The sequence below is a fragment of the Pseudomonas sp. PDM09 genome, from assembly GCF_014852305.1.
In the GTDB taxonomy this organism is placed as follows: Bacteria; Pseudomonadota; Gammaproteobacteria; order Pseudomonadales; family Pseudomonadaceae; genus Aquipseudomonas.
In genome coordinates, this window is sequence record NZ_JACVBI010000012.1 from 26,385 (window position 1) to 50,826 (window position 24,442).

The window sequence follows — 24,442 nt, forward strand, 5'->3', positions numbered from 1 at the left end:
CACCGATCACCTATGACACCCATAGCTGGAGTCAACAAGGACAACCCCCTAGAATCGCCCCCACGATTAAAGGAGACGACTTCATGCTGATGGTGATTTCCCCCGCCAAGACCCTCGATTACGAAACACCGCCGGCGACCCAGCGCTTCACTCAGCCGCAATACCTCGACCATTCCCAGGAGTTGATCCTGCAACTGCGCGACCTGACGCCAGCGCAGATCAGCGAATTGATGCACGTCTCCGACAAGATCGGCGGTCTCAATGCCGCGCGCTTCGGCAGTTGGACCCCGGCCTTCACCCCTGCCAACGCCAAGCAGGCGTTGCTGGCATTCAAGGGCGATGTGTACACCGGCCTGAATGCACAAACTTTCAGCGAAGCCGATTTCGATTACGCCCAGCAGCACTTGCGCATGCTCTCCGGCCTGTATGGCCTGTTGCGCCCCTTGGACTTGATGCAGCCCTATCGGCTGGAGATGGGCACCAAACTGGCCAATGCCCGTGGCAAAGACCTGTACGCTTTCTGGGGTACCCGGATCAGCGAATGGCTGAACGAAGCCTTGGCCGATCAAGGCGATGACGTGCTGCTGAACCTGGCCTCCAACGAGTACTTCTCGGCGGTCAAACGCAGTGCTTTGAACGCGCGCATCATCAATACCGAGTTCAAGGATCTGAAGAACGGCCAGTACAAAATCATCAGCTTCTACGCGAAAAAGGCCCGCGGGATGATGAGTCGCTTCGTCATCGAAGAACGCATCAATGACCCGGTCGCCCTCAAGCAGTTCGACGTTCAGGGTTATCGCTACAGCGCCGAACAGTCTAAACCGGACAATCTGGTGTTCCTGCGAGATCACGCTCCGGAGTAATAGAGCCTGCACTAAGTCAGCGCACGACACCCCTTACTTCGTCGTGCGCCCCCCCTTTGATCGTCGAACAACCCCCTCCTTTTCGCCGTTTTATTGGCGCCAATATTCAAGCACTCAATTTTCTAACTTTAGTTTCACTCGACATTGATCATTTTTTTCAGTAGTGGCACTGAAAAATTTTACTCGTAGTGGCAAAAACATATCCAGCGCGACAATAGCCCCATATATAAAGGGCCAAAGGGCAAGTGCTATCAATATGAAAGCAGTGCCATCTTTTTCAATATTTCAAGAAATTTCAGAATTCGCGATGGGCGGACAGGAACTATGTCCAAATGCGCCGCTCATACCACCGGTAACGATTCTCTCGGTGATTGTGCGAGATAACTTACACAGACAAGAGATCGATGTAGCGAAGTTGTCACACTTACTTTGGCTTACTGATCACTTATTTGGGCAACACATGAAGGACAGGAGATAACGCACCATTACTATCCCCTACAAGGCCACGGCTGCGCCCCTATAAACGTGCTCACCTGAGCACCCAACCGCTTGATTTACGGGCTTTCGGGCCTGGCATTGAGCGCGCAAGACCTTTGCACGGAAGTCTTCAGAAAAGAGGATCGGCTGCATAACAGGGCACGTCATAACAATAAGACCTGGCTGCGCACATCTTGAGTGCATTTATTTAGACACTCGGAACTTAGTATGCCTGCACACGGCATTGTGGCGCCTTTAAGTCGCACTTGCGAGTGCACTATGACCGCTGAACACCATTAACTCCGGCCATGTAATGGCTTGATAAACACAGAGGTAATTGCGATGCGCATCAGCATATTTGGTTTGGGTTACGTCGGCGCAGTATGTGCCGGTTGCCTGTCTGCACGGGGCCATGACGTCGTTGGCGTCGATGTTGCCAAAGACAAAATCGATATGATCAACGCCGGCAAATCGCCGATCGTTGAACCGGGTTTGGGCGAACTTCTGCAGAAGGGCATCGAGACGGGCAAATTGCGCGGCACGACCAACTTCGCCGAGGCGATTCGCGACACCGACCTGTCGATGATCTGCGTCGGCACGCCGAGCAAGAAGAACGGCGATCTGGAACTGAACTACATCGAAGCCGTGTGCCGCGAGATCGGTTTTGTCCTGCGTGACAAGACCACCCGCCACACCATCGTGGTTCGCAGCACCGTCCTGCCGGGCACCGTGGCAAACGTGGTGATCCCGATCCTCGAAGACTGCTCCGGCAAAAAAGCCGGCGTCGATTTCGGCGTAGCGGTCAACCCTGAGTTCCTGCGTGAAAGCACCGCGATCGCCGATTACGATCTGCCGCCAATGACCGTTATCGGCGAGTTCGACAAGGCTTCGGGTGACGTTCTGCAATCGCTGTACGAAGAACTCGACGCACCGATCATCCGCAAGGACATCGCCGTTGCCGAGATGATCAAGTACACCTGCAACGTGTGGCACGCCACCAAGGTGACCTTCGCCAACGAGATCGGCAACATCGCCAAGGCCGTCGGTGTTGACGGTCGCGAAGTAATGGAAGTGGTCTGCCAGGACAAGACACTGAACCTGTCCCAGTACTACATGCGCCCAGGCTTTGCGTTCGGCGGCTCTTGCCTGCCAAAAGACGTCCGCGCCCTGACCTACCGCGCCGGTTCCCTGGACGTGGAAGCACCGCTGCTCAACTCGCTGATGCGCAGTAACGAGTCCCAGGTGCAGAACGCGTTCGACATCGTCTCCAGCCACGACAAGCGCAAAGTCGCCCTGCTGGGTCTGAGCTTCAAGGCCGGCACCGACGACCTTCGCGAAAGCCCGCTGGTTGATCTGGCGGAAATGCTGATCGGCAAGGGTTACGACCTGAGCATCTACGACAGCAACGTCGAATACGCCCGTGTCCACGGTGCGAACAAGGATTACATCGAGTCGAAGATCCCTCACGTCTCGTCCTTGCTCAACGCCGACTTCGACGATGTGATCGCAAACTCCGACGTGATCATCCTCGGCAACCGTGACGAGAAATTCCGCGCCCTGGCGCTGGAAGCTCCACACGGCAAGCAAGTGGTCGACCTGGTTGGCTTCATGTCCAAAGCCACCAGCGTGAGCGGCCGGACTGAAGGCATCTGCTGGTAACGCTGCATCTGTGTAGGAGCTGGCGAAGCCTGCGATCTTTTGATTTTCAGCGATCTCACTGACGCCAAAAGATCGCAGCCTGCGGCAGCTCCTACCAGGATTTCTGGCGTCATCCAGAACGGGTGACGCCAGTTTTCACAGGCCTGCCTTAACCCCATCGGGCCACCCCACAGGCTCGCCCGAGATCGAGACGGATGCAGATTATGCACAGGCTAAAGCACGGCCTACTTCAGGCCGCCGGTTGGCTGTTTTACCTAAGTTTATTGATGGGCATCGCCACGGCGCTGCCTACGTCCACGTTCGACTCCGAGTCGAAGGACTTCATCTTCCTGATCGGTATCGTCGGTATCTGGCGCTACTCGATGGGTGCCACGCACTTTCTGCGCGGCATGCTGTTTCTGTACGTGGTCTACCCGCACCTGCGGCGCAAAGTGCGCAAGCTGGGCAAAGCGGCAGACCCGTCCCATGTATTTCTGATGGTCACCAGCTTCCGTATCGACGCGCTGACCACCGCTCAGGTCTACAGCTCGGTAATCCGCGAGGCCATCGACTGCGAACTGCCGACCACCGTGGTCTGCTCCATCGTCGAAATGTCCGATGAGCTGCTGGTCAAGAGCCTCTGGAAACGCATGAACCCACCGCCACGGGTCAAGCTCGACTTCGTGCGCATTCCCGGCACCGGCAAACGCGATGGCCTTGCCTACGGTTTCCGCGCCATCTCACGCCACCTGCCGGACGACCGCGCCGTGGTTGCCGTGATCGATGGCGACACCGTATTGGCCGAAGGCGTTGTGCTCAAGACCGTGCCGTGGTTCCAGCTGTTCGGCAACGTCGGCGGCCTGACCACCAACGAGTTCTGTGAAGTGCGCGGCGGCTACATCATGAGCGAATGGCACAAACTGCGATTCGCCCAGCGCCACATCAACATGTGCTCCATGGCCCTGTCCAAGCGCGTGTTGACCATGACCGGCCGGATGTCGGTATTCCGCGCCACCGTGGTCACCAACCCGGACTTCATCGCCGATGTGGAAAGCGACTCGCTGCAACACTGGCGCCTGGGCCGTTTCAAGTTCCTGACCGGTGACGACAAGTCGAGCTGGTTCAGCTTGATGCGTCTGGGCTACGACACGTTTTACGTGCCGGATGCCGCGATCCATACCGTGGAACACCCGCCGGAAAAGAGCTTCATCAAGGCCAGTCGCAAACTGATGTTCCGCTGGTACGGCAACAACCTGCGGCAGAACTCTCGCGCCCTGGGCCTGGGGATGAAACGTCTCGGCCTGTTCACGTCGGTGGTGCTGTTCGATCAGCGCGTGTCGATGTGGACGTCCTTGCTGGGCCTGACCGTGGCACTCCTCGCCACCTTCAAGTACGGCAGCGCGTTCATCCTGGTTTACCTGCTGTGGATCGGCATCACCCGCCTGATCCTGACCGTGCTGCTGTCCTGCTCCGGTCACCGGATCGGCCCGGCTTACCCGGCGATTCTCTATTACAACCAGATCGTCGGCGCGCTGGTGAAAATCTACGTGTTCTTCCGCCTCGATCAACAGTCCTGGACTCGCCAGCCCACTTCTCTGACCCGTGATCTCGCCAGCTTTCAACGTTGGTTCAACACTTGGTCGTCTCGGACCATGACCTTCTCCGCCGGCAGCATTTTTGTCGCCGTGCTGCTGCTGATGGTCTGACCGAACTCGCCTGAATTAACTAGGAAATCGCCCATATGAATACCGCCGTCAACTCCAACGTAGTGCACGAATCCGAAGCCCAGCGCCAACACGCTCGCGTGAAAATCCCGGCCAAGCTGCGTTTCTTCGGTCCAGACCGGACTCCGGTTGAAGCCCGGCTCATCGACCTCTCCGCTGGCGGCCTGGCGTTCAACGCCGGTCAGCTGCCGCTGAAGGTCGGCGATGTGCACAAGGCCCGCCTGCAATTCGTGATCGATAACCTCGGCCTGGCCATGGACGTGGAATTGCAAATCCGCTCCGTGGATCGCCAGACCGGCCGCACCGGTTGCCAGTTCCAGAACCTGGAACCCCGTGACATTTCCACCCTGCGCCACCTGATCACCTCGCACCTGGCTGGCGACATCGTCAGTGTGGGTGAAATGCTGGCGACCCTGCAGCGCGACAACTTCACCAAGGCACGCAAGGTCAAGGATGGCGGCCACGGCATGACCCCGCTGGGCCGTCTGAAAGCAGTGACCTTCAGCGCCGGTATCTTCGTGGTCGGCCTGGTGGCGTTCGGTTTCATTTTCAAATCGGTGTACGGCATGTACTTCGTCAGCCACGCCCAGGCCGGTCTGGTCAGCGTGCAGGGGATGAACATCACCATGCCACGCGACGGCACCGTGCAGAGCCTGATCAAGGCTGACGGCGTTGCCGCTAAAGGCGCACCGCTGGCGACCTTCAGCACCAGCATGCTCGACGTACTCAAGGGCCATCTGGACGAAGGTCAACTGCAACCATCCAAGGTTGAAGAACTGTTCGGCAAGCAAATGACCGGCACCCTGACGTCGCCGTGCGATTGCACCGTGTCTCAGCAACTGGTGGCTAACGGTCAGTACGCCAGCAAAGGCGACGTGATCTTCCAACTGGTGCCGCGTAACACCGAAGCCAACGTTGAAGCGCGCTTCTCCTATCGCCAGTTCGGCGACGTGCGTCCTGGCACCACTGTCAGCTTCCAGATCGCCGGCGAAGACCAAACCCGTACCGGCAAGATCGTCAGCAGCACCAGCCTGAAAAGCGCCGACCTGTCATCCGACATCCGCGTGCAGATCAAACCTGACGAGCCGCTGGACAGCGCCTTCGCCGGTCGCCCGGTGGAAGTGAACAGCACCCGTGGCCCGAACCTGAGCTGGCTGATCAACAAAGCCATGGCCGCCGGTCTTTAAACAGAGGACATGCCCGTGACCATCACAAAAATCCTGAACACACCGCACACCTTGTGGGAGCGGGCTTGCTCGCGAAGGGATCAACACGGTCTGCCTGATGCACCGCAGCGCCAGCTTCGCGAGCAAGCCCGCTCCCACAAGGGTGCATTCTGTGCATTGGCGTTAGCGGTGAGCCTCAGCGGCTGCGCCGGCCTGCCCGACCAGCGTCTGGCCAATGAAGCCCTCAAGCGCGGCGACACCGCGCTGGCGGCGCAGAACTACCAGCAGCTGGCAGACCTGGGTTACAGCGAAGCTCAGGTCGGCCTGGCCGATCTGCAGGTCGACAGCCGTGACCCGGCGCAAATCAAAAAGGCCGAGGCGACTTACCGTGCCGCGGCCAGCGTCTCGCCGCGGGCTCAGGCTCGCCTGGGTCGTCTGCTGGTGGCCAAGCCCGGTGCCACCGAAGCCGAACATCACGAAGCCGAAGCGCTGTTGAAGAAAGCCTCGGCCAATGGCGAAGGCAACACCCTGATCCCGCTGGCCATGCTGTACCTGCAATACCCGCACAGTTTCCCGAACGTCAACGCGCAGCAGCAGATCAGCCAATGGCGCACCGAAGGCAAACCGGAAGCCGGTCTGGCGCAAGTGCTGCTCTATCGCACCCAGGGCACTTACGACCAGCATCTGGACGACGTGGAAAAGATCTGCAAAGCCGCGTTGAACACCACCGACATCTGCTACGTCGAACTGGCCACGGTCTATCAGAAACGCGGCCAGCCAGAGCAACAGGCAGAACTGATCAAGCAGATGCAGGCGGGTCAAAGCCGTGGCGTCGTCACTGCGCAACGTGTGGACAGCGTGGCTCGCGTACTGGGCGATGCAAGCCTGGGCAAGACCGACGAGAAAACCGCTCAGTCGCTGCTCGAAGGCATCGCACCTGGCTACCCGGCATCCTGGGTCAGCCTGGCGCAATTGCTCTACGACTTCCCGGAACTGGGCGACGTCGACACCATGATGAAGTACCTGGACAACGGCCGCGCCGCTGATCAGCCCCGCGCCGAACTGTTGCTGGGCAAGCTCTACTTCGAAGGAAAAATGGTGCCGGCCGACGCCAAGGTCGCCGAAGAGCACTTCAAGAAAGCCGTTGGCCGTGAAGTCGCCGCCGATTACTACCTCGGCCAGATTTACCGTCGTGGTTATCTGGGCAAGGTCTATCCGCAAAAAGCCCTGGATCACCTGCTGACCGCTGCGCGTAATGGCCAGAACAGCGCCGATTTCGCCATTGCCCAACTGTTCTCCCAAGGCAAGGGCACCCGACCCGACCCGGTCAACGCTTATGTCTTCAGCCAATTGGCGAAGGCTCAAAACACCCCACAAGCCAATGAGCTTGCGCAAACCATTGAAGCGCAACTGCCGCCTGACCGGCTGGCCGAGGCCCAACGCCTGCTGAAACAAGAGCAGGCCATTCGTAGTGCCGTGAGTCCGGACACGCTGGAACTGCACGCCCTGCAAGAAGAAGACGGCGAGGAATCCCTATGAAGCTTAATCCATTCGTGAAGGCCGGTATTGGCCTTACATTCGCCCTGTTGTGGTCGTGCCCGACCCTGGCGGCCCTGACCGAAGACAAGAACTTCGGCCTCGAAGTCAAAGTTACCGGCCAGTCCGAAGACGACCGTGACCTGGGCACTGCCAGTGGCGGCGACGTTTCCGGCGTCGGCCTCGACCTGCGTCCATGGGTATACGGCGAAAGCGGCGCGTGGAGCGCGTACGCCATGGGTCAGGCCGTGACGTCCACCGACATCATCGAAACGGACACCCTGCAACAGTCCGACAGCGATGGTACCCAGACCACCGACAACGGTGATCGCAAAACCAAGAAGAACTACTTGGCGATGCGCGAGTTCTGGGTCGGCTACAGCGGCCTCACGCCCTACCCTGGCGAGATCCTCAAGCTCGGTCGCCAACGCCTGCGCAACGACGACGGCCAATGGCGCGACACCAACATCGAAGCCCTGAACTGGACCTTCGACACCACCCTGTTGCGCGCCAACGTCGGTATCGCCGAACGCTTCAGCGAATACCGCACCGACTTGAAAGAACTGGCACCCAAGGACGAAGATCGCCTGCACGTTTTCGGCGACGTTGCCACTCAATGGTCGCCGGGTAACTGGGTCGGCATTCGCGGTCATCACACTCACGATGACGGCAAGCTCGACTACCCGGAGCCGGGCGTTGCCGGCGATTCGCTGGATAAAAAACAGAACGGTGACATCAGCTGGCTCGGCCTCACCGCCGACAGCGACGCCTATAACTGGCGCAACACCAACACCGTCAACTACTGGGGCAGCATCACCGGTATGAGCGGCGACACCGACACGGTCAACCCGCTGAACGCCGATGGCACGCGCCCGACCGAAGCCAAACGCGGTGAAGACCTCAATGGCTGGGCCACCGATATCGGCCTGCGTCTGCGCCTCGATCCGCAGTGGCAAGTCGGTGCGGCCTATGCCCGTGCCAGCGCCGAGTACGAACAGACCGGCCTGGAAAGCAATCGCTCGAACTACACCGGTACACGCTCGCGGGTTCACCGTTTCGGCGAAGCCTTCCGTGGCGAAATGAACAACATGCAGACCGCTACCTTGTTCGGCTCGTGGATGCTCAACGACGAATACGACGCCAGTCTGATCTACCACAAGTTCTGGCGCGTCGACGGCAACAAGCCGGTGGGCAGCAATGGCATCAACGCCGTCGAAAACAACACCGACGACGTGACCGGCGCGATCCTCTCCAGCACCTCGCTGCCGCTGGAAGATGGCAACAAAGACCTCGGTCAGGAAATGGACCTGGTGGTCACCAAGTACTTCAAGCAAGGCCTGCTGCCAGCAGCGTTGAGCCAGTCGATCGATGAGCCTTCGGCTCTGGTGCGGTTCCGTGGCGGTGTGTTCAAGCCTGGCGATGCGTATGGCAAAGAAGTCGACTCCTACATGCACCGCGCGTTTGTCGACGTGGTCTGGCGCTTCTGATGCAAACCGCGAAGGGAGTGCCCGACATGAACAGTGCCAAGAAAGGCTCGATCAGCCTGCTGGCCGGCGCGCTGCTGCTCGCCAGCGCAGCCGCCTTCGCCACCGTCGAACCGGCCAAGCCTGTGCAACAGGGCAAATCGGCGACCATAGCCAAAGGGCTGCAACAGGCCAAGACCTACACCGTCAGCAGCGCGCCAACCGCGCCGCTGGACCTGGCCAAGCCGAAACTGCCGGACACCTCTGGCTACACCGCCGAAGCCATCGCCGCGAAAATCGTGCGCACCAAACCCGGCAAGATCAGCGTGCGCCGGATGATGCAGGAAGACGCCCTGAAGGACTTCATCGGCGGCGACAACAAGATGGCCGAGTGGGTGGTGCGTCAGCATGGCATCCCGCAGGCGATCTTCGTCGACGACGGCTACATGAACCTCAAGGACCTGGCGAAGAAGCTGCCCAAGCAGTACTTCAGCGAAACTTCGCCGGGTGTGTTCCTGGCGAAGTTGCCGATCGTGGTGGGTAACAAGGGCATTCTGGAAATCGACAAGCAGACTCAGGAATTGCGCCTGTCCCAAGAGGCCGGTTCGTTCCTGGTCAACGACGGCCAACTGTTCGTACGTGATACCAAAATCACTGGCTGGAGCGAGAAGGCAAACGGCCCGGCGGTCTTCAAGTCGCCCAAGGAGTTCCGTCCGTTCCTGCTGGCCTGGGGTGGCACCGAGACCTACATTGCCAACAGCAAGATCGCCAGTTTCGGTTACGCCAACAGTAAGTCCTATGGCGTGAGTATTTCCCAATACACGCCGAACATGGCCAAGGTGCTCAAGCGCCCGGAACCGACCGGTTGGATCGTCGGCTCCGAGTTCTCGGACATGTGGTACGGCTTCTACTGCTACGAAACCCGCGACTTCGTGGTCAAGGGCAACACCTACAAAGACAACATCGTCTACGGCATCGACCCCCATGACCGTTCCCACGGTCTGATCATCGCCGACAATACGGTGTTCGGGACCAAGAAGAAGCACGGGATCATTATTTCCCGTGAGGTCAACGACAGCTTCATCTTCAACAACCGCAGCTACGACAACAAGTTGTCGGGTCTGGTGATCGACCGTAACAGTGTGAACAACCTGATCGCCTACAACGAGATCTACAAGAACCACACCGACGGCATCACCCTCTATGAGAGTGCTGACAACCTGCTGTGGGGCAACAAGGTGATCAGCAACAAGCGCCACGGCATCCGTATTCGTAACAGCGTGAACATTCGCCTGTATGAAAACGTCTCGATGGCCAACGGCCTGACCGGTGTCTACGGGCACATCAAAGACCTGAGCGACACCGACCGGGACATCAAGCTCGACCCGTTCGACGCCCAGGTGTCCCTGATTGTGGTCGGTGGTGAGCTGGCCGCCAATGGCAGCGGACCACTGTCGATCGACTCGCCGCTGAGCGTGGAGCTGTATCGCGTGTCGATGCTCGCGCCGACCAAATCCAGCGGCATCAGCTTCTCGGGAATCCTCGGCGAACGCCAGGATGAAATTCTCGACCTGCTGGTGCGCCAGCAGAAAGCCGTGCTGATCGACCCAGTCGAACGCCAGACCAAAATGCAGGACTGAGGATAATTTTATGCACCCACACTTGATCAAATTACTCAGCCTGTCGGCCCTGACCGCTGGCATTCTTGCGGCGAGCACTGGCGTACGTGCCGAAGACGCCAAAGCCCCCAGCTTCAAGGCCGATGATTGCTGCAACCTCTGCCCTGAAGCCCACGACCCGAAGAACTACACCACCCGCTATCAGCAGAACTTCACCACGCTGGTGCAGGCGCAGGGCGATTGGCTGTTCCGTACGCAAGAAGACTTGCGCACCGAGTTCGATACCACTCCCGCTGGCTACAAACGCATGAAGCAACTGCACGATGCGTTCAAGAGCAAAGGCGTGGAACTGGTCATCGTTTACCAGCCGACCCGTGGCCTGGTGAACCGCAACAAGCTGAACCCGGCAGAGAAAGCGAGCTACGATTTCGACAAGGCGCTGAAGAACTACAAAACCATGCTCGGGCGTTTCGCGCAGATGGGCTACGTGGTCCCGGACCTGTCGCCGCTGACCAACGAATCGCTGCCCGACACCCTGCCAGCTCACGATTTCTACTTCCGCGGCGACCAACACTGGACGCCGTATGGCGCCCAGCGCACAGCGAAAATCGTTGCCGAGAAGGTCAAGCAATTGCCGGCCTTCGCCGACGTTCCCAAGCGTGAATTCGAGACCCATAAGTCGGGTCGCATGGGCAAGACCGGAACGTTACACAACATGGCTGGTCAACTCTGTGGCACCAGCTACGCGATCCAGTACATGGATCAGTTCACCACCGAGCCAAAAGGCGAAGCGGGCGATGGCGACCTGTTCAGCGATTCCGGCAATCCGGAAATCACCCTGGTCGGTACCAGCCACAGTGGCAAGAACTACAACTTCGCCGGTTTCCTCGAAGAGGCCATCGGCGCCGACATCCTCAACGTGGCGTTCCCCGGCGGTGGCCTGGAAGGTTCGATGCTGCAGTACCTGGGCAGTGAAGAGTTCCAGACCAAACCGCCGAAAATCCTCATCTGGGAATTCTCGCCGCTTTATCGCCTCGATCAGGAAACCATCTATCGCCAGATGATGGCGCTGTTGGACAACGGTTGCGAAGGCAAAGATGCACAAATGAGTGCCAGTGCCACGCTGAAGCCGGGCAAAAACGAATTGATGGTCAACAGCAAGAACCTGGACCTGCGCAACAGCAGCCACCAGGTCGATATCCGCTTCGCCGACACCTCGGTGAAAACCTTGCAAGCCACCCTCTGGTACATGAACGGGCGCCACGAGGACATCAAGATCGACAAACCGGAAACATCCGAAACCGACGGGCGTTTCGCCTTCGAGTTGCGCACGGACGAAGACTGGGCCTCGCAGAATCTGCTGGCCGTCGAAGTCCAGGGACCTGAAAAACCAGGTACCACGCCTCAGAAAGTCGAAGCGAAAATCTGCAAACGCAACGTGTTCTCCGGCGCCGAGCAGCGTACCGCTCAAGCCGGGCAATGAGGCTACCTCTTATGAACTGCATGCAAACCCGAACGCTGAAAAAGTTACTCGCGCCCTCCCTGCTGACGCTGGCGATGTTCGCCGGCGCCACCCAGGCTGCCGCGCCACTTCGCCCGCCCCAGGGTTACTTTGCGCCCATTGAAAAAGTCAAAACCGGTGACAAGAGTGAAGGCTGCGACGCGATGCCGACGCCCTACACCGGTGCCTTGCAATTTCGCAGCAAATACGAAGGTTCCGACAAGGCCCGTTCGACCCTGAACGAGGCATCGGAAAAAGCCTTCCGCGACACCACCGCCGACATCACCAAGATCGAGCGCGCCACCAGCAAGCGGGTGATGCAGTTCATGCGTGACGGTCGTCCGGAACAACTGGAATGCACCCTGAATTGGTTGACCGCCTGGGCCAAGGCCGACGCGTTGATGTCCAAGGACTTCAACCATACCGGCAAGTCCATGCGCAAATGGGCCCTGGGCAGCATGGCTTCGTCCTATGTCCGCCTGAAGTTCTCTGACTCGCATCCACTGGCTACCCACCAGGAAGAAGCGCAAGTGATTGAAGCCTGGTTCAGCAAAATGGCTGATCAGGTGGTCAGCGATTGGGACAACCTGCCGCTCGAGCAAACCAACAACCACTCGTACTGGGCCGCCTGGTCGGTGATGGCCACGTCGGTCGCCACCAACCGCCGCGACCTGTTCGATTGGGCCGTCAAGGAATACAAGGTCGGCGTCAATCAGGTCGACGCCCAAGGCTTCCTGCCCAACGAGCTCAAGCGCCAGCAACGCGCCCTCGCCTATCACAACTATGCCCTGCCGCCACTGGCGATGATCGCCAGTTTCGCTCAGGTCAACGGTGTGGATCTGCGTCAGGAAAACAACGGTGCCTTGAAGCGTCTGGGTGATCGCGTGCTTGCAGGCGTGGAAGACCCGGATGAATTCGAGGAGAAGAACGGTAAAGAGCAGGACATGACCGACCTCAAGGTCGATTCGAAATTCGCCTGGCTCGAACCGTTCTGCTCGCTCTACACCTGCACGCCGGATGTGCTGGCACAGAAACACAAAATGCAGCCGTTCAAGACCTTCCGCCTCGGCGGGGATTTGACCAAGGTCTACGACCCGGCCAGCGAGAAAGGCAAAAAAGGTTCCTAGAGCCAAACGCAAAACCCCTGTGGGAGCGAGCCTGCTCGCGATGACTGAGTGTCAGGCGACATCGATGCTGAATATCAGATCGCTATCGCGAGCAGGCTCGCTCCCACAGGGTCAGTGTCAGGCATGAATTGTGTGTTACGCCCTCCGGTTTTCGGTGGGGGGTTTGGGGGGGCTGCGGCCCTTGACTGTTGGTTAAACATGGAGAGATCGGGATGGTATTTTCATCCAACGTGTTCCTGTTTCTGTTCTTGCCGATCTTTCTCGGCATGTACTACTTGAGCGGAATACGCTATCGCAACTTGCTGCTGCTGATCGCCAGCTACGTGTTCTACGCCTGGTGGCGTGTGGACTTCCTTGCGCTGTTCGCAGCCGTCACGCTGTGGAACTACTGGATCGGCCTGAAAGTCGGTGCGGCAGGCGTTCGGACCAAACCGGCCCAGCGCTGGCTACTCCTGGGCGTGGGCGTCGACCTGTGCATCCTCGGCTACTTCAAGTACGCCAACTTCGGCGTGGACAGCATCAACGCGATGATGACCTCGGTCGGTCTGTCGCCGTTCATCCTGACTCACGTGTTGTTGCCGATCGGGATCTCGTTCTACATCTTCGAGTCCATCAGCTACATCATCGACGTCTATCGCGGTGACACCCCGGCGACCCGCAACCTGATCGACTTTGCCGCATTCGTGGCGATCTTCCCGCACTTGATCGCCGGTCCCGTGTTGCGTTTCCGTGATCTGGCCGACCAGTTCAACAACCGCACTCACACCCTCGACAAGTTCTCCGAAGGTGCCACGCGGTTCATGCAGGGCTTCATCAAGAAGGTCTTCATCGCCGACACCCTGGCGGTGGTGGCCGACCATTGCTTCGCCTTGCAGAACCCGACCACGGGCGACGCCTGGCTCGGCGCCCTGGCCTACACCGCGCAGCTGTACTTCGACTTCTCCGGCTACAGCGACATGGCCATCGGTCTGGGCTTGATGATGGGTTTCCGTTTCATGGAAAACTTCAAACAGCCGTACATCAGCCAGTCGATCACCGAGTTCTGGCGTCGCTGGCACATCAGCCTGTCGACCTGGTTGCGTGACTATCTGTACATCACCCTCGGCGGTAACCGTAAAGGTACGCTGATGACCTATCGCAACCTGTTCCTGACCATGCTGCTCGGTGGTCTGTGGCACGGCGCGAACATCACCTACATCGTCTGGGGTGCCTGGCACGGCATGTGGCTGGCGATCGAAAAGGCCCTCGGCCTGAACACTTCGCCGCGCAGCATCAACCCGATCCGTTGGGCGCTGACCTTCCTGCTTGTTGTCATGGGCTGGGTGATCTTCCGCTCGGAAAACCTGCACGTCGCCGGTCGCATGTACGGTGCGATGTTCAGCTTCGGCGAATGGTCGCTGTCGGAACTCAACCAGGCCAGCCTCACCGGTCTGCAAGTAGCAACCCTGGTGGTGGCCTACGTCACCCTGGCGTTCTTCGGCATCCGTGATTTCTACACCAACCGGCCGCCGGTCAAGACCAAGCCTGCCGTCAACGTCGAGGCCGATGGCCCTGCCGCGGCTACGCCTGGAATGATCAAGGCCGTACCGGGTGATAACCCGGCCAGCATCCACGAACCGGGTTACACCGTCGGCGTTGAAGCGACTGTGCAACCGGCCTACTGGACCGCTGACTGGTCCCGTTACGTGATGCGCGCTCTGGTACTGCTGCTGTTCATCGCCTCGATTCTCAAACTCTCGGCGCAAAGCTTCTCGCCGTTCCTTTACTTCCAGTTCTGAGGGATCTGACTATGACCCGCTCATTACGCATCTTCTACATCGCCCTGTTCCTGGTGACCTTGCTGGTCCTGGGCGTGTGGTCGGTACGCAGCTTCTTCGGCTTCAGTACCAACGCCGATGCGACCGTGCTCAACGGTCGCTGGACCAAAGCCGTCGAGACGCACTACGACGACGAGTTCCCGATCAAGCGCCTGGGCACCAACCTTTGGGCCGCGCTGGATTTCAAACTGTTCAACGAAGGTCGTCCGGGCGTGGTGCTCGGTCGCGATCAGTGGCTCTACAGCGATGAAGAGTTCCACCCGATCGTCAACGAAGAGTTGAACCTGCAGGGCAACTACGCGTTGGTCGAAGGCGTGCGTCAAACCTTGAAAAAACAAGGTGTGCAATTGGTGATGGCGATTGTCCCGGCCAAAACTCGCCTGTACCCGGAACACCTGGGTGAAGTGAAGCCGGCGAGTATCCACGCCAATCTGTACCAGGACTTCCACGCTCGTGTGGCGGCCGACAAAATCCTCGCCCCTGACCTGCTCGGCCCGCTGCAAAAGGCCAAGCAAGACGGTCAGCAAGTGTTCCTGCGCACCGACACCCACTGGACCCCGGAAGGCGCGCAAATCGCCGCCGAGACCCTGGCCAAAACCATTGCCGACAAGGCTCCGCTGAGCGGCGAACCACAAAACTTCGTCACCGAACCTGCGGAGAAGGTGACGCACAAGGGTGACCTGCGGTTGTTCCTGCCGCTGGATCCGCTGTTCGAAAACCTGATGCCGGCGCAAGAGCCATTGCAGAAGCGCAACACCGTGGCGGCCCAGGATCAGCCTGCCGGTGATGACGCCCTGTTTGCCAACACTGAAGTGCCGGTGGCCCTGATTGGCACCAGCTACAGCGCCAACCCGAACTGGAACTTCGTCGGTGCGCTGAAAGAAGCGTTGCACAGCGACGTGGTCAATTACGCCGAAGACGGCCATGGCCCGATTCTGCCGATGCTCAGCTACCTGAAAAGCGATGCCTTCAAGAACAGCCCGCCACAAGTGCTGATCTGGGAGTTCCCTGAACGATATCTGCCTGTGAACAACGAAATCGGTGACGCCGACCCGCAGTGGGTCGCAGAGCTTAAACAAGCCGGCGCTCGCCAACAAAACGTAGCTGCAAACACTAAATCCGAGACGCCCGACCGGGCGCAAAACTGAAAGAGAGGTACACCATGACTTTCACTACTACTCCTCGCCGTCTCGCCGCTCGCTCCCTAAAAGCAGTTGCTCTCGTCGCCGGCATGAGCGTGCTGTCGATGCAGGCCTTCGCCGGTGACGCCGCACTCTACGGCCCGACTGCACCGAAAGGCTCCAGCTTCGTGCGTGTCTACAACGCCGGTAACGCTGAAGTCAGCGCCACTGTTGGCACCACCAACCTGAGCGAAGTCGCGCCGCTGTCCAGCACCGACTTCAGCTTCATGCCGGGCGGCGATTACAGCGCCAAGGTCGGCAGCCAGACCCTGCCAGTGAAATTGGCCGGCGACCACTATTACACCCTGGTCAACAACGCCAGCGGCGCGCCACAACTGATCGAAGAGCCGCCGTTCAAGAACAAGCAGAAATCCCTGGTTCGCGTACAGAACCTCAGCGACAAGGCCCTGACCCTGAAAACCGCCGACGGCAAGACCGAAGTGGTCCCGTCTGTGGCAGCCAAGGGCCGTGGCGAGCGTGAAATCAACCCGGTGAAAGTCAGCCTGGCCCTGTACGACGGCGCCACCAAAGTCGGCGACGTGAAACCGGTTGCCCTGGAACGAGGCGAAGCCGCGGTGCTGTACGTCACCGGTAGCGGCAGCAGCCTGTCGCCAGTGTGGGTCAAGCGCCCGGTTTCGACGCGCTAACACATTTGCCGGATTGACCCATATCCCTGTGGGAGCGGGTTTGCTCGCGAATACGGTTTCACACTCAACGATGATGTTGGCTGACCCACCGCTTTCGCGAGCAAGCCCGCTCCCACAAGGGACCGAGGTGTCAATTCGGACACGGAACAAGAACAAGAGTGAAACGACAGAACGCAGTAGCTCTAACCAATCGATTTTGAAGGAGTAACAACATGATTCCGGTGATCTTGTCAGGTGGTAGCGGCTCACGTCTTTGGCCGCTTTCGCGTAAGCAATTCCCCAAGCAATTCCTCGCCCTGACCGGCGAACAAACGCTGTTCCAGCAAACCCTGGAGCGCCTGGTGTTCGAAGGCATGGACACCCCGATCGTGGTCTGCAACAAGGAACACCGTTTCATCGTCAACGAGCAGTTGAGCGCCCGCAACCTGGACGTGCAGCGCGTGCTGATGGAACCCTTTGGCCGCAACACTTCGCCGGCCGTGGCCCTGACCGCGATGATGCTGGTCAATGAAGGTCGCGACGAGTTGATGCTGGTGCTGCCGGCCGACCACGTGTTGGAAGACCAGAAAGCCCTGCAACGCGCCCTGGCCCTGGCCACTGTGGCAGCCGAGCGTGGCGAGATGGTGCTGTTCGGCGTGCCGGCGACCAAACCGGAAACCGGTTACGGCTACATCAAGTCCACCAACGATGCCCTGCTGCCGGAAGGCGTCAGCCGTGTCTCGCACTTCGTCGAAAAACCTGACGTGAAACGCGCCACCGAATTCGTTCAGTCCGGTGGTTACTTCTGGAACAGCGGCATGTTCCTGTTCCGCGCCAGCCGTTTCCTCGAAGAACTGAAAAAGCATGATCCGGACATCTACGACACCTGCGTACTGACGCTGGAACGTAGCGCACAGGATGCCGACACCGTCGACATCGACGCTGCCACCTTCGCCTGCTGCCCGGACAATTCCATCGACTACTCGGTGATGGAAAAAACCCAGCGCGCCTGCGTCGTGCCGCTGACCGCAGGCTGGAGCGACGTCGGTTGCTGGTCGTCGCTGTGGGAAGTCAATGAAAAAGACGCCAACGGTAACGTCACCAAAGGCGATGTGGTCATCCAGGACAGCAAGAACTGCATGATCCACGGCAACGGAAAACTGGTGTCGGTGATCGGCCTGGAAAACATCGTGGTCGTCGAAACCAAGGACGCCATGATGATCGCCCACAAGGACAAGGTCCAAGGCGTGAAACAGATGGTCAACACCCTCAACGCGCAGGGCCGCAGCGAAACCCAGACCCACTGCGAAGTCTATCGTCCGTGGGGCTCCTACGACTCGGTCGACATGGGCGGTCGCTTCCAGGTCAAGCGCATCTCGGTCAAGCCGGGCGCATGCCTGTCGCTGCAGATGCACCACCACCGCGCCGAACACTGGATCGTGGTCAGTGGCACTGCTGAAGTGACCTGCGACGAAAACGTGTTCCTGCTCACTGAAAACCAATCGACCTACATCCCGATCGCCTCGGTTCACCGTCTGCGCAACCCAGGCAAGATTCCACTCGAGATCATCGAAGTGCAATCGGGCAGCTACCTGGGTGAAGACGATATCGAGCGGTTTGAAGATATCTACGGTCGCTCCAACCCGATCGAGCGTGGCGTGTCGGTGAAAACCATCGCGCAGTAGCGCTCAGTAATACAAGAAGCCCCCGTCCAGCCCGCTGCGTTCCCTATCCGCAGTGGGTTGGGTGGGGGCTTTTTTCTTTGCCTCAGCCGTGTGACATTTGCCGAACCGGGGCTGACCTGGACGTTCTATTCAGTGATTGTCGTCTTCCGGCATAAGGCTTGGGCGCGACAAGCTCAATGAAATCCTGGTTTCGGTTCAACGTCTGAACCACCTGCTGCGTCTGCGCCGAGAGCTCGGCGATACGCTCGAAGGTTTCTGAATCCGCACTACCGGAAACGGCGAATTCATTTTTGATTGCCTGCATCCTGAACTCCAGTATATCGACCACCACTGGCGTCTCGTCGTAAGCCTCGCTGAGCGATGTCGCGTTCAACCCTAGCGATGCCTGGTAAAATTCCCGACCTGTCTTGATCAGACCTGGCGCTTCCGACCCCAGCTTACTGCCGACCTTTTCGACCCCCTTATCAACAACTGCGGTGGTGATTTTTTTCCTCAATTGCTTTCGCCCTTCACTTGTCCGCGGGTCAACCGCCGCCAGCTCAAATTTTACCGCTGCAAGACTGAGTTTCTTTTTGGGTTCAACGCTCTCAATGAATGCTTTAGGGTTCATTTCGTTACCCTTGAAGTTGATCGGACGCTCCAGTTGATAAGTGTCCACCACCTTGGAAATCAAAGCATCTGTCGCTTTGGAGCCGACTTTCGCCCCGACCTTGGCCCCCAGCGTTGCGCCTCCCGGACCTACCAACCCACCCAAGGTACCGCCTGCCACAGCACCCGCCGACGTACCGGCCGCGCTGACGGCATTGCTGGCAAGTTGGGTGAGTACCCGTCTGACCAACGCTTTGAACCGATGCTGCGGATAGGCGTGATTGAGTATTGAATTCTTGAGATCAGAAACGGCGCTTCCAACCGATGAGACCAAGGCTTGCTGCTTATCCAGGCTCTCACTCAGCTGTGAAGCCTTGGTCCTCCCCCCGCCGTCGCTATCGGCATAAGTCATGGGCGAGTTATTGACCATCTGATACAGGTTCGGTCCATCAACGAACCCCTTGGGGTCTGGGTTGAGCCAACGTTGCAACCACGGCACGTAATAACGCAGACCATAGTAATAAAGCCCCGTCGCATCCCGCTCCTTGCCCGAATAACGAATGGTTTTATAACTCGCTTCAACGACGCCAGCCCCGGCAAACCAAGCCGTTTCGCCAAAGGGATAGTAGGTTTCCTGACTGATAATTCGCGCGTCGTCGGCCAGTTCCAGCGTGCAGGATTTCAGGTGATCGACCAGGCTGTAGCGGTATTGATCGTTGGCGATACCGGACGGTGGCGCTGTTTCCCAATGCAGCACTCGCACGCTATTGAGTCCCGCCTGGGCGGTGATCACCTGCAATACTTCTCCCGTGCCGTTATCGCTGCGCATTTCAAGCCCCGGCAGATAACGCACTTCAGCCACCACGGTCCGGGCATTAGTCTGCAATGAGCGGATTTTGCGTACCCGCTGCCCACTGCCATCGTAGACATAGGACTCCCTGTCATTGAGCCCGGAGACGCGTTCCACCGGGCTGACCGACTGCAACTGATTACGCAGATCCCAATTCAGGATCCGCCCCTGATCCAGCTCCAGCAAATTGCCCTTGGCGTCGAACGCCGCGGCGATGTCCTCTTCGGTCGGCGGCACGCCGTTGCGCCAGGGCAGACAACGATTGCTGTATCGCGCCGCTTTCAGTTCGCGCCCCCGACTCTGCGTGCCGACGTGCGTCAGCGTCAGCAGGTTCCCGCCCTCGTCATAGCGGTAGGTCTGGTGATAGTTGCTGACCGCCGCCGGATCGACCCGTCCCACCGACGCTGGCCCCTGCTGGAGAATGCCCTCCTCCCAGCCGTAGGCTTCGATCAATTGATACAGGCTGTCGTAGATAAAGCGACTGATGGGATCAATGCGCTGGTTGTTGAAGTAACGCACCCGCAGTGCCCAGTCCTCGATGCTCAGGACATTGCCCATCCGGTCATAATCGTAGATCAGGTGTTGCAACAGTCCGGCACTGGCATCCTGTGCCCGGCGCTCCATCAGCAGACCGTCTTCGGGGCGGTAAACGAGGGTCGTCTGTACGCTGTTACCAGCGGTTTCGTGTTCGACCTGACCCTGCGCGCTATACCGAATATCGCGCACCAGCGTTTGCCAGGTGGTCAGCCCGTGGAGTTGCAGTCGTGCCTCACGCAATTGTCCATCAAGCGTCAAGTGGAAAGCCTGACGATTCTCCTTGGCATCGGTCTGTTCCAGCACATGATCCTGTGGACCGAAACGCCACGTCGACGACGCACCTTCACCGGGCTCAAGCAGCCGCTCGCGATCGGCTTCCAGCTCCGGCCAGTCGGGGGCAACAGGGTCCAGGGTGAAGTGACGGACTTGCTTCACGCATTGGCCGGTGATCGAAAATGCCTCGAACAGCACCGTCCCGGCGGGATCGTCATGACGGATCAACTGCCCGCATTGATTCTGGTCGCCCTGATCGGGCCCGCCATAGGTCATGCGTTCAACGGACCTTCGTGGCTCAGTTGCGCCCTGCTCGAACACTGCCACAGGACGAAGCAGGTCGTCGTATTCAACCTCACGTCGTGTACCTCGGCTGTCCCATGCCAGCAAAATCTCGGCGCCCAGACCGGGCAGGTTCAGCTGCAATCCAGCATCGACGCTGACGGTACACAGCGCATGGCCGGACAGCGAATGCACGGTCGTTGAATTGGCGGGTGTCAGGGGATCCTCAACCTGCAATGCCCAAAGCCGCGGATCCCACTGTTTTATCGGGTGGCCCGCAGCATCATGGGCCGTGCGATTGATGCGTGCTTCGGCAGGCAGGTTTTCGACGGCACGCCAATAGTCCACCGTACGGATGGTCAAGCCGCGCGGGTCGACGGCGGACAACTTTGGTGTTTTGTGGTGTATTCCCATCGTCAAGACCTGCATGTCTGTATGTCCTCATCTAACTGTTCATGGACATTCCTGGCTACTATCAGAAATGACAGTACCGACCAACGGCCACCGATCTTGCTCCACGAATGTCCATTCCCGCGCCCCTTCGGTAGGATGGTGTTTATGAGTTCAAGGAGCGTTCACACATGTTCATCGGCGTCCTGCTGGTCATCACCTGGCTGATCCTGCTGCTGCGCTACCCGTCCAAGGCCGTGCCGGTGTCCATGGCCGCCGCTGTCGGGTTGGGCCTGGTGGCGGTGTGGGTGTTCTGGCTGGACACCCGCGAGGTCAAGCAACTGGCGCGCCTGGAGCTGCGCATCACCTACGCGCCCGAGCACTGCCCGGCGGATCGCCCCTTGAAGCTGACGATGAACAACGGCAACGACGTGCCGCTGACCGAACTGCGCTGGCGAATCGCCGCTTATGCACCGGGCGATACGGTCAATCTGGCTGACAATCAATACGCCGCACCGCGCTATCGCGGGCCCGGCGAATTGCAGGCCGGCGGCAATTGGGAAGACTGCTTGCCTATGCCGCCCCTGCGCCCCGGTTATCGCCCGCAAACCCTGGAGTTTCGCGCCGAGCGTTTGCAGGGTAGTTTCTCCGACTGATCCCTTTTCTTTTTGCACAAGGACCGCGCCATGCCTGTTGCGTTGATTACCGGTTGTTCCAGCGGCATTGGCCGCGCCCTCGCCGACGCGTTCAAAAGTGCCGGGTACGAAGTCTGGGCCAGCGCCCGCAAAGCCGAAGACGTAGCCGCTCTAACCGCCGCCGGGTTCACCGCCGTGCAACTGGACGTGAACGATGGCCCGGCCCTCGAACAACTGAGCGAGCGGATCAATCAGCAACGCGGCGGCCTTGATGTGCTGATCAACAACGCCGGCTATGGCGCCATGGGGCCGCTGCTCGACGGCGGTGTGCCGGCCATGCAGCGGCAATTCGAAACCAATGTGTTTGCCATCGTCGGCGTCACTCGCGCGATGTTTCCGGTGCTGCGCCGGGCCAGGGGCCTGGTGGTGAACATCGGCAGCGTTTCCGGGGTTCTGGTCACGCCATTTGCCGGCGCCTACTGCGCCTCGAAAGCCGCGGTGCATGCCTTGAGCGATGCGCTGCGCATGGAATTGGCACCGTTCGGTGTGCGGGTCATGGAAGTTCAGCCAGGGGCCATCGCCTCCAGCTTCGCCAAGAATGCCGGCCAAGAGGCTGAGCAACTGATCACCGAGCAATCGCCATGGTGGCCGCTGCGTGAAGGTATTCGCGCGCGGGCCAAGGCGTCTCAGGACAAACCGACGCCGGCCAGTGAATTTGCCGCCGGTTTATTGAAGGCCGTGCAGCAGAATAAACCGCCGCGTCTGGTGCGTTTGGGTAATGGCAGCCGGGCGTTGCCGTTGATGGCGGGGTTGTTGCCCAAGGGGTTGCTGGAGTCGGGGTTGATGAAGCGGTTTGGCTTGCGCGGGCAGCTTTGAGATCGCGGTATCCCATTCGCGAGCAAGCCCGCTCCCACAAGGTTCTGCTGGGTGGCATAGATAGCATTCACACCAAAGACCACTGTGGGAGCGGCGGTGCGACGATTCGACTTGCCCGCGAAGACGTCAGGACAGACGCTGCAAAATTTCAGGAAACAACATGACCGACTACACCGAATACTTTGACGAAGTGATCCAGGCTCACATAGCCATTGAACAATGGTTGGCCGAGGAGCGGGACGAATCCGAGCTTGAACAATTGCTCATGCGTTTTTCACCCCGGTTTTCCATGATCTCGCCGTTGGGCCGGGTGCTGGATTTCGAGGCGTTGAATGAACTGTTTCTACTGGCGGGCGGGAAGAAGCTCGGGTTCAGGATTGAGCTCAGCGAGTTGCGCGGTGTTGCGCTATACGACGGTGGCGCGGTGGTGAGTTACCGCGAGCAGCAGACCGATGCGACGGGGTTGCATTCTGATCGACGGTCTTCGGTGGTGTTCGAGAAACAGGCCGATGGCAAGGTGGTTTGGCGGCATTTGCATGAGACGTTTTGCAAGGAGTGAACTGTCGCCATCTGCCTGAGGGACCGAGTTGCCTCACTCGCGAGCAAGCCCGCTCCCACATTTGATCTTCAGTGAACACAAAATATGTGCACAAAGTAGATCAAGTGTGGGAGCGGGCTTGCTCGCGAAGCAGACGACTCGGTCTGTCAGTTACCCCTCGACAGCCTGTTTCACCACAACGGTGCAAGTAATCCCCGCCGCCAACAGCACGCCCTCTGGCACTTCATCAATGTGAATCCGCACCGGCACCCGCTGCGCCAGGCGCACCCAGTTAAAGGTCGGGTTCACATCGGCGATCAGCTCGCGGCTTTCGGGATTATCCCGGTCATAGATCCCGCGAGAAATGCTTTCCACATGTCCCTTGAGCACTTCGCCGCTCATCAATTGCATATCGGCTTTATCGCCCACGCGCACATGCGGCAGTTTGGTTTCTTCGAAGAAGCCATAAACCCAGAACGAGTTCATGTCGACCACGGCCATTTTCGCTTCGCCGATGCGTGCGTAGTCGCCGCGATGGACGTTGAGGTTGGTCACATAGCCGTCCACCGCCGCGCGCACTTCGGTGCGTTTGAGGTTCAGTTCGGCCGCTTCCAGTTGTGCCTGGGCGTGCTGGTAATCGGCCAGGGCCGAGTCGGCGATGTTGGTGGCGTCGTCGCGGTTTTCCCTGGAGATCACCAGGTTGTCGAGGTCGGCGCGGCGATGGGCGTTGACCTTGCGCATCTCCCACGTGGCTTTGCGCGAGGCCACCAGCGACTGCGCCTGTTTCACCGCGATGCGGTAATGCTCGGGGTCGATGCGCATCAGCAAATCGCCCTTTTTCACCAACTGGTTGTCGCGCACCGGCACATCCACCACTTCACCGGTAACGTCGGCGGCAACGTTGATGATGTCGGCGCGCACCCGGCCGTCGCGGGTCCAGGGCGTGTTCATGTAATGCACCCACAGGGTCCGGCCGATCCACAGGGCAAGGGCCAACACCAACAGGGTCGCGAGCAGGCTGAAAAGCTTTTTCATCAGGGCCTTCTTCAG

18 protein-coding genes are annotated in these 24,442 nt (G+C 59.2%); 16 read left to right on the plus strand and 2 right to left on the minus strand.

Annotation, left to right across the window (positions count from 1 at the left end; genetic code table 11):
- The first annotated feature begins 83 nt into the window (after nucleotides 1–83).
- The 13 genes from yaaA (at nucleotide 84) to IB250_RS25115 (ending at nucleotide 18,423) form a co-directional block, all read left to right on the plus strand.
- On the plus strand, nucleotides 84–863 hold the full coding sequence (yaaA, locus tag IB250_RS25055) for a peroxide stress protein YaaA (RefSeq protein ID WP_123501039.1): 780 nt from the start codon (nucleotides 84–86) through the stop codon (nucleotides 861–863).
- 819 nt (nucleotides 864–1,682) lie between these two features.
- Nucleotides 1,683–2,999 carry a nucleotide sugar dehydrogenase gene (locus IB250_RS25060; protein ID WP_123501037.1) on the plus strand — a complete coding sequence of 439 codons (1,317 nt, stop codon included), beginning with the start codon at nucleotides 1,683–1,685 and terminating at the stop codon, nucleotides 2,997–2,999.
- Between the two features lie 203 nt (nucleotides 3,000–3,202).
- On the plus strand, nucleotides 3,203–4,684 hold the full coding sequence (gene alg8 / locus IB250_RS25065) for a mannuronan synthase (RefSeq protein ID WP_412548352.1): 1,482 nt from the start codon (nucleotides 3,203–3,205) through the stop codon (nucleotides 4,682–4,684).
- A gap of 35 nt (nucleotides 4,685–4,719) precedes the next feature.
- Complete coding sequence (locus IB250_RS25070) at nucleotides 4,720–5,889, plus strand: alginate biosynthesis protein Alg44 (RefSeq protein WP_123501032.1); 1,170 nt, start codon at nucleotides 4,720–4,722, stop codon at nucleotides 5,887–5,889.
- A 9-nt stretch (nucleotides 5,890–5,898) separates the two neighbouring features.
- The gene (algK, locus tag IB250_RS25075; RefSeq protein WP_192346108.1) at nucleotides 5,899–7,407 is read left to right on the plus strand and encodes an alginate biosynthesis TPR repeat lipoprotein AlgK; all 1,509 of its coding nucleotides are present in this window, start codon (nucleotides 5,899–5,901) and stop codon (nucleotides 7,405–7,407) included.
- On the plus strand, nucleotides 7,404–8,891 hold the full coding sequence (locus IB250_RS25080; RefSeq protein ID WP_123501030.1) for an alginate export family protein: 1,488 nt from the start codon (nucleotides 7,404–7,406) through the stop codon (nucleotides 8,889–8,891). The genes algK and IB250_RS25080 overlap by 4 nt, the downstream gene beginning before the upstream one ends.
- 26 nt (nucleotides 8,892–8,917) lie before the next feature.
- Complete coding sequence (gene algG, locus IB250_RS25085; protein WP_192346110.1) at nucleotides 8,918–10,507, plus strand: mannuronan 5-epimerase AlgG; 1,590 nt, start codon at nucleotides 8,918–8,920, stop codon at nucleotides 10,505–10,507.
- Between the two features lie 10 nt (nucleotides 10,508–10,517).
- Complete coding sequence (locus tag IB250_RS25090) at nucleotides 10,518–11,969, plus strand: alginate O-acetyltransferase (RefSeq protein ID WP_192346112.1); 1,452 nt, start codon at nucleotides 10,518–10,520, stop codon at nucleotides 11,967–11,969.
- A gap of 11 nt (nucleotides 11,970–11,980) precedes the next feature.
- Complete coding sequence (locus tag IB250_RS25095; RefSeq protein ID WP_192346114.1) at nucleotides 11,981–13,114, plus strand: mannuronate-specific alginate lyase; 1,134 nt, start codon at nucleotides 11,981–11,983, stop codon at nucleotides 13,112–13,114.
- A gap of 212 nt (nucleotides 13,115–13,326) precedes the next feature.
- Nucleotides 13,327–14,892, plus strand: a complete 1,566-nt coding sequence (locus IB250_RS25100; protein ID WP_192346116.1) for an MBOAT family O-acyltransferase — start codon at nucleotides 13,327–13,329, stop codon at nucleotides 14,890–14,892.
- Between the two features lie 11 nt (nucleotides 14,893–14,903).
- Nucleotides 14,904–16,079 carry an alginate O-acetyltransferase gene (locus IB250_RS25105; RefSeq protein WP_192346118.1) on the plus strand — a complete coding sequence of 392 codons (1,176 nt, stop codon included), beginning with the start codon at nucleotides 14,904–14,906 and terminating at the stop codon, nucleotides 16,077–16,079.
- Between the two features lie 14 nt (nucleotides 16,080–16,093).
- Complete coding sequence (locus IB250_RS25110; protein ID WP_192346120.1) at nucleotides 16,094–16,759, plus strand: alginate O-acetyltransferase AlgF; 666 nt, start codon at nucleotides 16,094–16,096, stop codon at nucleotides 16,757–16,759.
- 212 nt (nucleotides 16,760–16,971) lie between these two features.
- Nucleotides 16,972–18,423 (plus strand): mannose-1-phosphate guanylyltransferase/mannose-6-phosphate isomerase, encoded by a 1,452-nt coding sequence (locus IB250_RS25115; RefSeq protein WP_192346122.1) that lies wholly within the window; start codon nucleotides 16,972–16,974, stop codon nucleotides 18,421–18,423.
- Between the two features lie 82 nt (nucleotides 18,424–18,505).
- Here the strand turns inward: IB250_RS25115 and IB250_RS25120 are convergent, their stop codons facing one another.
- The gene (locus IB250_RS25120) at nucleotides 18,506–21,367 is read right to left on the minus strand and encodes an RHS repeat domain-containing protein (RefSeq protein ID WP_192346368.1); all 2,862 of its coding nucleotides are present in this window, start codon (nucleotides 21,365–21,367) and stop codon (nucleotides 18,506–18,508) included.
- Between the two features lie 167 nt (nucleotides 21,368–21,534).
- Here IB250_RS25120 and IB250_RS25125 point away from each other — a divergent pair, with 167 nt between their 5' ends.
- From IB250_RS25125 to IB250_RS25135, 3 genes are all read left to right on the plus strand, one after another.
- On the plus strand, nucleotides 21,535–21,999 hold the full coding sequence (locus tag IB250_RS25125; RefSeq protein WP_008070465.1) for a hypothetical protein: 465 nt from the start codon (nucleotides 21,535–21,537) through the stop codon (nucleotides 21,997–21,999).
- Between the two features lie 30 nt (nucleotides 22,000–22,029).
- Complete coding sequence (locus tag IB250_RS25130) at nucleotides 22,030–22,854, plus strand: SDR family oxidoreductase (protein ID WP_123358528.1); 825 nt, start codon at nucleotides 22,030–22,032, stop codon at nucleotides 22,852–22,854.
- A gap of 160 nt (nucleotides 22,855–23,014) precedes the next feature.
- The gene (locus IB250_RS25135) at nucleotides 23,015–23,413 is read left to right on the plus strand and encodes a DUF4440 domain-containing protein (protein WP_192346124.1); all 399 of its coding nucleotides are present in this window, start codon (nucleotides 23,015–23,017) and stop codon (nucleotides 23,411–23,413) included.
- Nucleotides 23,414–23,563: 150 nt separating this feature from the next.
- Here the strand turns inward: IB250_RS25135 and IB250_RS25140 are convergent, their stop codons facing one another.
- On the minus strand, nucleotides 23,564–24,427 hold the full coding sequence (locus IB250_RS25140; RefSeq protein ID WP_063341503.1) for an HlyD family secretion protein: 864 nt from the start codon (nucleotides 24,425–24,427) through the stop codon (nucleotides 23,564–23,566).
- Between the last annotated feature and the right edge of the window lie 15 nt (nucleotides 24,428–24,442).